The following is a 13,072-nucleotide window of genomic DNA, read 5'->3' on the forward strand; positions in this document are numbered from 1 at the left end:
GGCCACGAGGAGTCGGAGACCACCGGCCGCTTCCCGCAGGTGCCGCACCTTCCGGCCGACGACCGCCAGGGGCCCGGCTCCACGGCGGAGTTCGCCCGGCCCGACTTCTCGGCGCCCGCGCCGCGGCCCGACATGCGGCAGGACAACGCGCCGCAGTACAACGAGCCCCGGCACAACGGCGCGCAGCCCGGTCTGCCGCAGCGCGGCGTACCGCAGCCGAACGGCCCCCAGCCCAACGGCGCGTACGGCAACGGCCCGCAGAGCCCGGACGTGACGAGCACCTCGCAGTTCGCCCGCCCGGACTTCGGCGCCCCTCAGCCGCCCGCGCCCCGGCAGCGCGACGACCAGGACTTCGGCGCGCCGCGTCCGCCCATGGCGGGCCAGGCGCCCGAGGCTCCGTACCGCCCGGTCCTGCCGCAGCAGCCGCAGCAGCCCGAGGCACTGCCGCCGGCCGGGCCCGGTGACGGCCGCACCCCGCTGTACGACACGCTGGAGACCAACTGGTTCCGCGGTCCGCAGCCGGGTGCCCCGCAGCAGCCTCCGGCCGCCCCGGCGCAGGACTTCCCGCAGCAGCCGGCCCAGGAGCCCGTGGCTCCCGCGCCGCAGCGGACCCTCGGCGACAGCGGCGCGGCGAGCGCCTGGCGGGCGTCGCCGAACGATGAGATCGTCCGGCAGGCGGAGCGGGTGAAGAAGCCCGCGGCGGGCGGTATCACCACGTCCGGTCTGCCGCGCCGGGTCCCGCGTGCCAACCTGGTGCCGGGAACCGCCCAGCAGCAGAACAACCAGGCCGGTCCGCAGGTCTCGCGCGCGCCCGATGACGTGCGCGGGCGTCTGACCAATCTTCGCCGGGGCATCCAGCAGGGGCGCCAGGCGGGCAGTGGTCAGACCGGTAGCTTCCCCCTCGGCCCCACTCACCAGCAGGAGCGTTAGTTGAGCCCGATGAGTCAGGCCGCACAGAATCTGAACTGGCTGATCACCAACTTCGTGGACAACACCCCAGGGGTGTCGCACACGGTGGTGGTTTCGGCGGACGGGCTGCTGCTGGCGATGTCCGAAGGTTTCCCGCGCGACCGCGCCGACCAGTTGGCGGCCGTCGCGTCCGGGCTGACCTCGCTGACGGCCGGCGCCTCCCGGATCTTCGAGGGCGGCGCCGTCAGCCAGACCGTGGTGGAGATGGAGCGGGGCTTCCTGTTCCTGATGTCCATCTCGGACGGCTCCTCGCTGGCCGTGCTGGCCCACCCGGACGCCGACATCGGTCTGGTCGGCTATGAGATGGCCCTGCTGGTGGACCGGGCGGGCACCGTCCTGACCCCGGACCTCCGCGCGGAGCTCCAGGGCAGCCTGCTCCACTAGGCGGCCGTGAACCAGTGACACAGACGATCAACCCGAACACCCACCCTCGACCGTCCGGCCGCTTACAGCCCCCCACCGGCCCCTTCAGACGGCAAGCCGACACCCTGCTGTCACGCCCGGAGGATTCATGACCCCGCCACCCGCCTCACCCGATCCGTACGGCGCGTCGAGTCACGCGTCGTACGAAGGTGAGGGCGACCAGCCGCTGGTCCGCCCGTACGCCATGACCGGTGGACGTACCCGGCCGCGCTACCAGCTGGCGATAGAAGCACTGGTCAGCACCACGGCCGATCCCGCGCATCTGGGGACCCTGCTCCCCGAGCATCAGCGGATCTGCCATCTGTGCCGCGAGGTCAAGTCGGTGGCCGAGGTCTCGGCCCTGCTGTCGATGCCCCTCGGCGTGGCGCGGATCCTCGTCGCGGACCTGGCGGAAGCCGGCATGGTGGCCATTCACCAGCCGGGCAATGGAGAGGCCGGCGGCGCGCCGGATGTGACACTGCTCGAAAGGGTGCTCAGTGGACTTCGCAAGCTCTAACGGCGGCGCGGCGACCCGGGCCACCACCTCGGCGAAGATCGTCGTGGCCGGTGGATTCGGCGTGGGCAAGACCACGTTCGTCGGTGCCGTCTCGGAGATCAATCCGCTGCGCACCGAAGCCGTGATGACGTCCGCCTCGGCGGGCATCGACGACCTCACGCACACCGGCGGGAAGACCACCACGACGGTGGCGATGGACTTCGGCCGTATCACCCTGGACCAGGACCTGATCCTGTACCTCTTCGGTACGCCGGGCCAGGACCGGTTCTGGTTCATGTGGGACGACCTGGTGCGCGGTGCGATCGGCGCCGTCGTCCTGGTCGACACCCGCCGCCTCGCCGACTGCTTCCCGGCCGTCGACTACTTCGAGAACAGCGGGCTGCCGTTCGTCATCGCCCTCAACGGCTTCGACGGCCACCAGCCGTACACCCCCGACGAGGTCCGCGAGGCGCTTCAGATCGGGCCCGACACCCCGATCATCACCACGGACGCGCGGCACCGGGCGGACGCGAAGAGCGGCCTGATCACGCTGGTGGAGCACGCTCTGATGGCCCGGCTCAAGTAGTCACAAGTCGGAAGTGGCATACGGCAGTTACCGTAGTCACACGGGGGCGGACTGTGTCCTTTGACACGATCCGCCCCCGCCTTCATAACGTTTCGACAGAGAATTGCCCCGCGGCCGACACCGGATGCGTACGAGCGGTGTCGCTGCGCTCACATGAGCCTCGCCTTTTGGCGGGGCTCGCTCTTTATGCCCGATTTATCTGAGGCGTGAGCCACTCGGAATCGCCCATTCCGACTGTTTGGAACGCGGCCGTCAGCCGTGCTGCAATGCGACCAACTCCCGAGTAAGTACCGCCCTGAACAAAACACGGCACAACGTAGGTGCCGACGCCGAGAGGTTGTTGGTCGAGTGAGGCGTAACAACGAGGGCTCCACGGCGCAGGCGGAGCGGGGCAACTTCACCCCGCCGTCGCGTGCCGCGGCGCCGTCAGCCGACGTGTCCGAAGGGGCGCCGCCGGCCGGTGGCAGCACCAGTCGGCTGTCGCCGCGCAACTGGCGGGTGCCCACCCGGCTGAACGCGATCCTCCTGATCCCGGTCCTGGTCGGCCTGGTCATGGGCGGCTTCCAGGTGAAGGGCTCGGTCAACACCTGGCAGGAGGCCCAGGACGCGGAGAAGACCGCGCTGATCGTGCGGGCCGCCGCGGAGTACGGACAGGCCCTGCTCAACGAGCGCGACCTCACCGCGCAGCCGCTGCTGTCGAACAAGCGTGAGGACGATGTCGTCACGCAGACCCGGGCCACCACCGACGCGGCCGCCGCCAAGTTCGCCGACGCCGTCAAGGACATGCCGGCCAAGGAGGGCCTCCAGCGCCGCCTCAAGCTGTTCAAGCTGGAGGAGCCGAAGCTCCCGCAGCTGCGCAAGGCGGCGTACACCGCGGCCATGGACCCGGTGAAGACCGAAGAGGGCTACGTCCAGGTGCAGCACTCCCTGATGGAGTTCTGCAACGAGCTGGGCCTCGGCACCGGCAACATCACCAGCTACGGCCGGACCGTCTACGCGATCGAGCTGGCCAAGGCCGCAGAATCGCTTCAGCGCTCCATCGGCACGCACCTCCTCGTCCGTCCCAGCAAGGAGGAGGGCAAGTTCAACGACCAGGTCAAGGCGTTCGGTTCGTACAACTACCTGGAGCAGATCGCCCTCGGCGAGTTCACCTCCGGCGGTACGGAGGCCGACGCGGCCCGGCTGCGCAAGGTCATGGGCGCGAAGGCGGCCGAGGGCGCGGCCGAGCTGAAGGACGCCAAGGAGAAGGCGGACGCGGCCGGTGTGCCGTTCGTGGCGCCGCCCTCCATCGACGGCTCGGTCTACGACGGCATGGCCAAGGAGATCGGCCTGGGCAAGGACCCGGACCAGCTGAAGGCGAAGGGGATCACCCCCGAGACCTGGATGGCCGCCGCCACGGCCAAGTTCGACGGCTACACCACGGTCGAGGACGAGCTGGTCGACAAGGCCGTGACCGAGGCCGCGGAGATCTCCTCCGACGCCCGGACCGACGCCATCGTCGACGCGTCGATCGTCGTCGTCGCCCTGCTGGCCGCGTTCCTCCTGGCCGGCCTCGTGGCCCGCCAGATGAGCCGCTCGATGCGCCGGCTGCGTACCGCGGCCTTCTCCATCGCCGAGCAGCGGCTGCCCTCGCTGGTCGACCAGCTGTCGCGCACCGACCCGGGCCGGGTCGACACCCGCGTGCAGCCGATCCCGATCAACTCGCGGGACGAGATCGGCGAGGTCGCCCGCGCCTTCGACCAGGTGCACCAGGAGGCGGTCCGGCTCGCGGCCGAGCAGGCCATGCTCCGGGGCAACGTCAACGCGATCTTCACCAACCTCTCGCGCCGCAACCAGTCGCTCATCGAGGGCCAGCTGACCCTGATCACCGACCTGGAGAACAACGAGGCCGACCCGGACCAGCTGGAGAGCCTGTTCCGGCTCGACCACCTGGCGACCCGCATGCGGCGCAACGGCGAGAACCTGCTCGTCCTCGCGGGCGAGGAGCCCGGCCGCCGCTGGAACCAGCCGGTTCCGCTGGTGGACGTGTTGCGCGCCGCCTCCTCCGAGGTGGAGTCGTACGAGCGCATCGAGCTCTCCGGCGTCCCGGAGACCGAGATCCACGGCCAGTCCGTCACCGACCTCGTGCACCTGCTGGCCGAACTCCTGGAGAACGCGACGACGTTCTCCTCGCCGCAGACCAAGGTGCGGGTCACCGCGACCCGGCTGCCCGACGGCCGTGTGATGATCGAGATCCACGACAAGGGCATCGGCCTCACCGCCGAGGACTTCGCCGACATCAACCACAAGCTGGCCAACCCGCCGACGGTGGACGCCGCGGTCTCGCAGCGCATGGGCCTGTTCGTGGTCGGACGGCTCGCCGACCGGCACGACATCCGCGTCCAGCTGCGCCCCTCGGGCGAGCAGGCCGGCACGACCTCGCTGGTCATGCTGCCGGACGCCATCACCCACGGTGGCGGCGGTGACGCGCCGGAGCACGACGACTTCACCGTCTCCTCGATCATCCCGCAGCAGCAGGCGTTCGACGCCCTGCCGCCGCAGCAGCAGCTGCGTACGGCGGCCGAACTCGGCTTCGACGACTCGCGTTACGACGAGGGCTCCGCGGACTCCGCCCAGCTCGACCCGGTGGGCCGCTCGCTGATGCGCGAGGAGCGCCGCGCGGCGCTGGAGGCCCAGGCCGCCGGTGGCGAGCGCCAGGCGTTCGGGGAGCAGCCGGAGCAGGCGCGGCCCGAGCAGGCGTACGCCGAGGGCGCGTACGGCCAGGACGCGTACGCCGGGAACGGTGAGGCGGCCTACACCGGGAACGGTCAGGACGCCTACGCCGCGCAGCCGTACGAGGGCGGCTACGACCCGTACGCCGGTGCCCCCGGCTACGACGCCCAGCCCGCCTACGACGCCCCCCAGGGCGGCTATCCGGAGGCGGCCTACGCGGCCCCCGAGACGCCCGTGCAGGGCTACGACGAGCAGTACGCCGCCCAGCCCCAGCGGGAAGAGTGGGCAGATCAGGGCACGTACCAGGGCGGGTTCGAGCCAGTCGGCCAGGCGGAACCGGAATCTGCGGTGAGCGCTCCCGCCGAGCCGCAGGAGCGCGTAGGCTTCGAGCGTTCGGGCCCCGTACCGAACGCCGGCCACGAACTGACCGAAGCCGGTCTTCCGCGCCGGGGCGGCCAGCAGCACTGGCAGCCCACGGGCCGCGCGAACGGCCGGTCCGGTGGAGCGCAGGAGCCTCCGCAGCAGCACGAACTGCCGCAGCGGCCGGCCCCGGCGCAGCAGGCCGCCGACGGGACCGCCGGAAACGACGGCCCCGACGACTGGCGCTCGGCCAACGACGAGCGCTGGGAGCGGGCCGAGAAGCTCCGGGAGCCGAAGGCCGGCGGGATAACCCCGTCCGGGCTTCCCCGGCGCGTGCCGAAGGCCAACCTGGTCGAGGGCACCGCCGAACAGACCCAGCAGGGCGGCCCCCAGGTCTCCCGTGCTCCGGAAGACGTGCGTGGCAGGCTGAGCAACCTGCGGCGCGGCGTCCTTCGGGGACGCAACGCGGGTACGGACACAAGTACTACCTACAACCAGGAGCGTTAGTGTGAGCCCGATGAGCCAGGCGGCGCAGAATCTGAACTGGTTGATCACCAACTTCGTGGACAACACCCCCGGGGTGTCGCACACGGTGGTGGTCTCCGCCGACGGACTCCTGCTGGCGATGTCCGAGGGATTCCCGCGCGACCGCGCGGACCAGCTGGCGGCGGTCGCCTCCGGTCTGACCTCGCTGACCGCCGGCGCCTCGCGGATCTTCGAGGGCGGCGCGGTGAATCAGACGGTTGTGGAGATGGAGCGAGGATTCCTCTTCATCATGTCCGTTTCCGACGGGTCCTCCTTGGCCGTTCTCGCCCACCCGGACGCCGACATCGGCCTCATCGGGTACGAAATGGCCCTTCTGGTCGACCGCGCGGGCAGCGTTCTGACGCCGGACCTCCGTGCCGAGCTCCAGGGAAGTCTTCTTAACTAGTCTTATCCAGTAACCAGACAGTGCGTTTCGCGTCACCGCGCCATAGGGTGCGGTGGCGCGGTCCACTGAGATCGGGACCGGCAGGCGGAGGAGGAATCGTGGGTACACCCCCAGGCGGACACCAGTACGACGGTGACCGGCACGTGCAGGGTGGGCACGGGGACGAACGTTTCAACTTCCCCTCCGCACCCGGCAGACAGGGCGCTCAGCAGCCTCAGCAGCCCTACCAGCCGTACGCGCAGGGCCAGTACGGCCAGCCGGGGCCCGGCTGGCCGCAGCAGGAGCCCCAGCAGCCCGCGCAGCCGCAGCAGCATCCGCGCAGGCCGCACCGGTTCGACGCACCGCAGCAGCAGCCCCGGATCCAGCCGGTGCAGCCGCGGCGGGCCCCCGAGCCGGCGGCTCCGGCCGCGCACAATCCGCTGGTCCGTCCGTACGCCATGACAGGTGGACGGACCCGACCGCGCTACCAACTCGCCATTGAGGCGTTGGTCAGTACCACGGCTGATCCGTCCCGGCTGCAAGGGCAGTTGCCCGAGCACCAGCGGATCTGCCGGCTGTGCTTCGAGATCAAGTCGGTGGCCGAGATCTCGGCCCTCCTCTCGATCCCCCTCGGCGTGGCCCGGATCCTCGTAGCCGACCTGGCCGAGGCGGGACTCGTCGCTATCCATCAGCCCGGCGGCGACGAGTCCGCCGGCGGCCAGCCAGATGTGACACTGCTCGAAAGGGTGCTCAGTGGACTTCGCAAGCTCTAGCGGCGGAGCGGCCCGCTCCACTACCTCGGCGAAGATCGTGGTGGCAGGGGGCTTCGGCGTGGGTAAGACCACGTTTGTCGGTGCCGTCTCGGAGATCAATCCGCTGCGCACCGAAGCCGTGATGACGTCCGCCTCGGCGGGCATCGACGACCTGACGCACACGGGGGACAAGACCACCACGACGGTGGCGATGGACTTCGGCCGTATCACCCTGGACCAGGACCTGATCCTGTACCTCTTCGGTACGCCGGGCCAGGACCGGTTCTGGTTCATGTGGGACGACCTGGTGCGCGGTGCGATCGGCGCCGTCGTCCTGGTCGACACCCGCCGCCTCGCCGACTGCTTCCCGGCCGTCGACTACTTCGAGAACAGCGGGCTGCCGTTCGTCATCGCCCTCAACGGCTTCGACGGCCACCAGCCGTACACCCCCGACGAGGTCCGCGAGGCGCTTCAGATCGGGCCCGATACGCCGATCCTGACGACGGACGCGCGGCACCGGGCGGATGCGAAGAGTGCGCTGATCACGCTGGTGGAGCACGCGCTCATGGCGCGCCTGCGGTAGGTGCTTCCCGTACGCCGAGGGCCCCGCACTCCCAGGAGTGCGGGGCCCTCGGCGTTCTGCCGCTCGGCCCGGCCGCCGTGCTCGTCCTCGATCGCCGGACGGGCTTGATGTCGCCCGCGCGTGCGGGCGCGCAAAGGCCCGCACAGGTTCGGAACCGGCCTGTGCGGGCCTCTCGCTTCTTGCTTGTCAGCCCTGCCAGCTGTGCGGGGCCCGGAAGCCCGGGGTGCGTTCCAGGCGACGCCAGCCGGCCGTGTCGCGGACCCGGGTGGGGGCCGCGGTGGGCTGGGCCGCGGCGCGGGCGAGGAGGACCGCGGTGATCGCGGCCAGCTCCTCGGGGTCCGCGAGGCCCTTCTCGACGCGCAGCACGGATTCGGCGGTGGCAGTGGTCATGAGTGGTGTCTCCGTCTTCTACTGCGGGGGGTTGCCGTGCTTGCGGGCCGGCAGGTCGGCGTGCTTGGTGCGGAGCATCGCGAGCGAGGCGATCAGGACCTCGCGCGTCTCGGCCGGGTCGATGACGTCGTCGACCAGGCCGCGCTCGGCGGCGTAGTAGGGGTGCATCAGCTCGGTCTTGTACTCCTTGACCATGCGGGTCCGCATGGCCTCGGGGTCCTCGGCCTCCGCGATCTGCCGCCGGAAGATGACGTTGGCGGCGCCTTCCGCGCCCATCACCGCGATCTCGTTGGTGGGCCAGGCGTAGGTGAGGTCTGCACCGATGGACTGGCTGTCCATGACGATGTAGGCGCCGCCGTACGCCTTGCGCAGGATCAGGGAGATCCGCGGCACCGTCGCGTTGCAGTACGCGTAGAGCAGCTTCGCGCCGTGCCGGATGATCCCACCGTGCTCCTGGTCGACGCCGGGCAGGAAGCCGGGTACGTCCAGAAGAGTGATGATGGGGATGTTGAAGGCGTCACACATCTGGACGAAGCGCGCGGCCTTCTCGGACGCCTCGATGTCCAGCACGCCGGCCAGGGCCTGGGGCTGGTTGGCGACGATGCCGACGACCTGGCCGTCCATCCGGGCCAGGGCGCAGATGATGTTGCGGGCCCAGCGCTCGTGGACCTCCAGGTAGTCGCCGTCGTCGACGAGCTCCTCGATGACCTTGTGCATGTCGTACGGGCGGTTGCCGTCGGCCGGGACCAGGTCCAGGAGGGCGTCGCCGCGCCGGTCCGCCGGGTCGTCGCTCGCCGCGGTGGGCGGGTTCTCCCGGTTGTTGGAGGGCAGCATGCCGATGAGGTACCGGACCTCGGCGATGCAGGTCTCCTCGTCGTCGTACGCGAAGTGCGCGACGCCCGAGGTCTCGGCGTGGACGTCCGCGCCGCCGAGGCCGTTCTGGGTGATCTCCTCGCCGGTGACCGCCTTCACGACGTCCGGACCGGTGATGAACATCTGCGAGGTCTCGCGGACCATGAACACGAAGTCCGTCAGGGCCGGACTGTAGGCCGCGCCGCCCGCGCACGGGCCGAGCATCACGCTGATCTGCGGGATCACCCCGGAGGCGCGCGTGTTGCGCTGGAAGATCCCGCCGTAACCCGCGAGCGCCGAGACACCCTCCTGGATACGGGCACCCGCGCCGTCGTTCAGCGAGACCAGCGGCGCACCGGCCGAGATGGCCATGTCCATGATCTTGTGGATCTTCGTCGCGTGGGCCTCACCCAGCGCCCCGCCGAAGATCCGGAAGTCGTGCGCGTACACGAAGACCGTCCGGCCCTCCACCGTGCCCCAGCCGGTGACGACACCGTCCGTGTACGGCCTCTTCGCCTCCAGGCCGAAACCCGTCGCCCGGTGACGGCGCAACTGCTCCACCTCGTGGAAGGAACCCGGGTCGAGGAGGAGCTCGATGCGCTCGTGGGCGGTCAGCTTGCCCTTGGCGTGCTGCGCCTCGGTCGCCCGGTCACTGGGTCCGCGCCGGGCCTGCTCGCGCAGCGCCAGCAGTTCGGCCACGCGGCCGCGGGTGTCGCTCGGCTCGCCCTGGGTTTCGTCCACAACGGTCATGTAACGACCCTACGAACCCCGCCAAGAAAATCGCGCCGTCGACTCCGTACAGTCTCCTGCCCGGTTTACTGGCGGAGCCTGACAGAAGCCCGGGTCCATGCAGGCGAAGTACCAGCCGGTACCGGGTTCCGCTTGTGGAGGTTCCACAAAGGGTTCACTGTGGCCTGCCGCACACGCCGGTGAGCCGGGGGAGGGAACGGGGCTGTTCCTCCTGCACCTTCTGGATGTCCTCCAGACGCGGGCGCACCGGCTCCTCCGGGTGCGCCACGGTCAGCAGCACCGCCTCGTAGAACGCGTCCCGCACCGCCGCCGGCATCACGTCCGACGCGTCCAGGCACAGCGGCACCCGCTGGTCCGTGAGACGCCGGCCGACCTCCTTCTCGACCGCGCCCTCGCGGGCCGGGACCGCGGAGTTGGCCGAGAACACGCCGCCCTTGCGGCCCCATTCCTCCTGGGCCTGCGCGGAGGTGAGCCGTTTGACCAGCGCGCGGGCCCGGTCGCCCTTGCCGAACAGGGCGGCGAAGTCGGCGGAGACCTCGTGCGCCTTCACGGTATACGAGCCGCCGGGCAGCAGCCGTGCCGAGTCCATGAAGGCGGCCCCGGCACTGCGGTCCCCGTAGAAGGCGCGGGCGAAGGAGCCCTGGTGTTCGAGGGCGCACCCGCTGTCCCCGAAGAGCAGCCCGGGCGCACCGTTCTCCCCCCGGTGGTCGCCTTCGAGGATGCCCGCGCGCGCCTCGCTCTCCCCCTGGGCCAGCAGCCCGGCCCAGGTGCTCCAGGCGGTGATGACCGGCCCGTCGAACCACTTCAGGTCGCCGGTCGCCCAGCGCGCGTACAGCACCGGACCGGCCTGCTGGAGGAGCAGGTCCTCGATCCAGTCGCTGCCGGGCCAGCCGGACGAGCCGTCGTCGCCCATGGCCAGGCACCAGGCGCCGAGCCGGGCGGGCCGGGGCGGCGGAGCCTCGCCCTCGCGGAACCACACGATGGACTTGAGGTCCACCTTGAGCGGCACCCACAGGTGCTGCCCTATGCCCTTGGCCTCGGGCAGCCACGGCTTGCCGTACTCCTTCTCGTCGTAGAGGCCGGCCAGCGACTGGAGCCGGCCCTCCTTCGCGTACTCGACGAGTTCGCCGACGCCGGGCAGGATCGCGATGTCCGGCGGGTTGCCGGCCTGGACCTCGGCGAGCAGCACCTCGCGGGTGGCCGCGGTGCCCTGGTAGGTGTACGGGATGCCGAAGCCGTCCAGGACGTCCTTGAACTGCCGTTCCTGCTCGTCGGTCCAGGGCCCGAGGATCGTCACCCTCGGTTCGGCGTCGCTGCCGCCGGGGGCCGCCAGGCCGCAGCCGGCCGCGGTCAGGAGCAGGGCGAGGACGAGCAGGAGCGTCCGGGACCGCCGTCTCATCCGGCCCTCCAGTAGTAGTCGGCGTTGAGCCTGCGGCCGAGGCCGGCGACCGGCAGCAGGAGGATCAGCGTGCCCGCGCCGAGCGCCCCGTAGTACGTCCAGCTCTGCCAGCTCTCGACGGCCAGCCGGTCGCGGAGGTCGAACGAGGTGCTGGTGACGAACGACTGGGCGTCGGCGAGGCGGTCCTGGTCGTGGTCGCGGGCCCGTGCCTCGATGTCGGCCAGCCCGTGGCGGGCACCGTCCAGCCGCTCCTGGGTGGCGACGGTCGCCCGCAGCGGCACGACGGCCAGGGCGACGGTCAGCAGCAGCGCCCCGAGCAGCCACGGGTCCAGGCTGCGCCCGCAGCGGGTCCGCAGCAGCCACAGCGCGCTGACCAGGGTCAGGGCGAGGACGAGGAGGCCGAGTTCGGCGACGGCCCAGCCGGTGAGCTGGAGCGGCCCCAGGGTGCTGATCCGGGCCATGCGCTGCATCTGGTGGTGCTGGAGCACGTCCAGCCGGGGCACGACACCGGTGCCCGGCCGGTCGAGCTGCCGCACGGCCTCGGCCAGCTTCTCCCGCTGCATCAGCTCGTCGTCCACGTACGTGGTGGTGCCCGGCGTGATGGAGCCGCTGTACGAGGTCAGCACGCCGGTGACGGTCTCCAGGACGCCCCGGCCGCGCGCCCCGTCGATCTGTACGTCGGAGAGCCGGGACAGGCCCTGGCTGGCGGCGGCGAGCTGCGCCTCGTAGCGGGCGCCGGCCCCGACGACCCGGTCGATCCCGGCGTCCACGGAGGTGACGGCCTCGTGGTGGGCGCGGAGCAGGGCGAGCTGGGTGGAGGACACGCCCTGTACGGCGGGCGCGGCGCGGGTGCGCATCTCACCGGCGGCGTTCTGCACCTCGCGGTACGAGACGAGCAGCGCGGTCATGGAGACGAGGGCGGCCAGCAGGGCGACGGCCAGGTGCAGTTCGAGCAGGCGCCGGGTGCGTGATCCGGTGCGCCGGCGCGCCCGGGCGGGGCGCGTCCACCGGATGGGCCGGGGCGTCACATGGGCCTCCCGCAGGCGATGCAGTACCGGGCGTGCGGCCCGGCGAGGTGGCGGCAGCCGGGGCACTTGACGGGGGTGCCGGCGGCGTGGGCGGGCAGGTCGAGCAGGTGGCCGGAGGCGACGTGGAGCCGCCCCTCGCGCACGGTCCCCCGGTCGACGGTGGGCCCCACCCGGACCAGGCCCCGCGCCCCGTCCACGATGTCGGCCACCTTGCGGATGTCGGCGAGGACCCAGGCGGCGCCGATCTCGTGGGCCAGCCGGACCGCGATGCCGAACTGCTGCTCGGCCTCCTCGCGGCTCATCGGGTCCAGGGCGGCGTACCCCCGGTTGAGGGCGGCGCGCATCCGGGTGGCGGCGTTGACCGCGTCGAGGGTGCCGCCACCGCCGCCGGTGCCGCCCGCTCCCACGGCGACGCCCGGGGGCAGCCAGCGGACCAGGAGCGGGGCGGTGGTGTCGCCGACGGACACGGTGGCGAGCTGGAGCAGCACGCCCAGCGGGTCGGTGCTCGCGTCGACGCCCAGGGTCAGGAGGTAGTCGCGGGTGCCCGGCTCCCACTGGTGGGTGGCGAACTCGTACCGGTGCCGGTCGTCCGCTCCGGTGACCGCGGTGAGCAGGAGCGGCCGGGGCGCGGTCTCGGTCAGCGTCACCCCGGTCACCGCGGGGCGGCCGGTGACGGTGACGGGCAGCTCGGGGCTCCGGACCCGGCGCAGCCGTCGCAGCGCCCCGGTGACGGCCGGGGCGAACCGGTCCGGCGCGGTGTCGGCCGTGCCGTGCAGCCCCTCGGTGAGGGCGAGCAGCGGCGCGGGGTCCCAGTCCGCGCCGAGCGCGAGCACGTCCGCGCTGAACGCCCCCTCGCACGCGGCGATCTCCGCGCCGAGGGCCT

Annotated in this window: 11 protein-coding genes and 2 pseudogenes; 8 read left to right on the forward strand and 5 right to left on the reverse strand. The window is 71.6% G+C overall.

The window, feature by feature from the left end:
* From G3I41_RS36095 to G3I41_RS36130, 8 genes and pseudogenes are all read left to right on the forward strand, one after another.
* A pseudogene (locus tag G3I41_RS36095) lies at positions 1–930 on the forward strand (histidine kinase); the annotation flags it as partial.
* A gap of 9 nt (positions 931–939) precedes the next feature.
* Positions 940–1,353 carry a roadblock/LC7 domain-containing protein gene (locus G3I41_RS36100; RefSeq protein WP_006127850.1) on the forward strand — a complete coding sequence of 138 codons (414 nt, stop codon included), beginning with the start codon at positions 940–942 and terminating at the stop codon, positions 1,351–1,353.
* A gap of 127 nt (positions 1,354–1,480) precedes the next feature.
* Positions 1,481–1,888, forward strand: coding sequence for a DUF742 domain-containing protein (locus G3I41_RS36105; protein WP_018521347.1), 408 nt, complete (start codon positions 1,481–1,483; stop codon positions 1,886–1,888).
* Entirely contained in the window at positions 1,869–2,453 is a 585-nt protein-coding gene (locus tag G3I41_RS36110; protein ID WP_028444348.1) for an ATP/GTP-binding protein, read from the forward strand. The genes G3I41_RS36105 and G3I41_RS36110 overlap by 20 nt, the downstream gene beginning before the upstream one ends.
* A gap of 348 nt (positions 2,454–2,801) precedes the next feature.
* Positions 2,802–6,032 (forward strand): nitrate- and nitrite sensing domain-containing protein, encoded by a 3,231-nt coding sequence (locus G3I41_RS36115; protein ID WP_164404750.1) that lies wholly within the window; start codon positions 2,802–2,804, stop codon positions 6,030–6,032.
* Between the two features lie 10 nt (positions 6,033–6,042).
* On the forward strand, positions 6,043–6,456 hold the full coding sequence (locus G3I41_RS36120) for a roadblock/LC7 domain-containing protein (RefSeq protein WP_018102439.1): 414 nt from the start codon (positions 6,043–6,045) through the stop codon (positions 6,454–6,456).
* Positions 6,457–6,554: 98 nt separating this feature from the next.
* The gene (locus tag G3I41_RS36125) at positions 6,555–7,208 is read left to right on the forward strand and encodes a DUF742 domain-containing protein (RefSeq protein ID WP_164404751.1); all 654 of its coding nucleotides are present in this window, start codon (positions 6,555–6,557) and stop codon (positions 7,206–7,208) included.
* A complete protein-coding gene (locus G3I41_RS36130) occupies positions 7,189–7,770 on the forward strand; it encodes an ATP/GTP-binding protein (protein ID WP_014048542.1) in 582 nt (193 codons plus the stop codon). The genes G3I41_RS36125 and G3I41_RS36130 overlap by 20 nt, the downstream gene beginning before the upstream one ends.
* Positions 7,771–7,956: 186 nt before the next feature.
* On the opposite strand, the gene G3I41_RS36135 is transcribed toward G3I41_RS36130, so the two are convergent.
* The 5 genes and pseudogenes from G3I41_RS36135 to G3I41_RS36155 form a co-directional block, all read right to left on the reverse strand.
* Positions 7,957–8,160 carry an acyl-CoA carboxylase subunit epsilon gene (locus G3I41_RS36135; protein WP_164404752.1) on the reverse strand — a complete coding sequence of 68 codons (204 nt, stop codon included), beginning with the start codon at positions 8,158–8,160 and terminating at the stop codon, positions 7,957–7,959.
* Positions 8,161–8,178: 18 nt separating this feature from the next.
* Complete coding sequence (locus G3I41_RS36140; protein ID WP_164404753.1) at positions 8,179–9,762, reverse strand: acyl-CoA carboxylase subunit beta; 1,584 nt, start codon at positions 9,760–9,762, stop codon at positions 8,179–8,181.
* 154 nt (positions 9,763–9,916) lie between these two features.
* Positions 9,917–11,161 carry an ABC transporter substrate-binding protein gene (locus G3I41_RS36145; RefSeq protein ID WP_164404754.1) on the reverse strand — a complete coding sequence of 415 codons (1,245 nt, stop codon included), beginning with the start codon at positions 11,159–11,161 and terminating at the stop codon, positions 9,917–9,919.
* The gene (locus G3I41_RS36150) at positions 11,158–12,189 is read right to left on the reverse strand and encodes a hypothetical protein (protein ID WP_164404755.1); all 1,032 of its coding nucleotides are present in this window, start codon (positions 12,187–12,189) and stop codon (positions 11,158–11,160) included. The genes G3I41_RS36145 and G3I41_RS36150 overlap by 4 nt, the downstream gene beginning before the upstream one ends.
* Positions 12,186–13,072 (reverse strand): annotated as a pseudogene (locus tag G3I41_RS36155) (zinc ribbon domain-containing protein); the annotation flags it as partial. The gene G3I41_RS36150 and the pseudogene G3I41_RS36155, both read right to left, overlap by 4 nt.

The sequence above is a fragment of the Streptomyces sp. SID9727 genome, from assembly GCF_010550605.1.
In the GTDB taxonomy this organism is placed as follows: domain Bacteria; phylum Actinomycetota; class Actinomycetes; order Streptomycetales; family Streptomycetaceae; genus Streptomyces.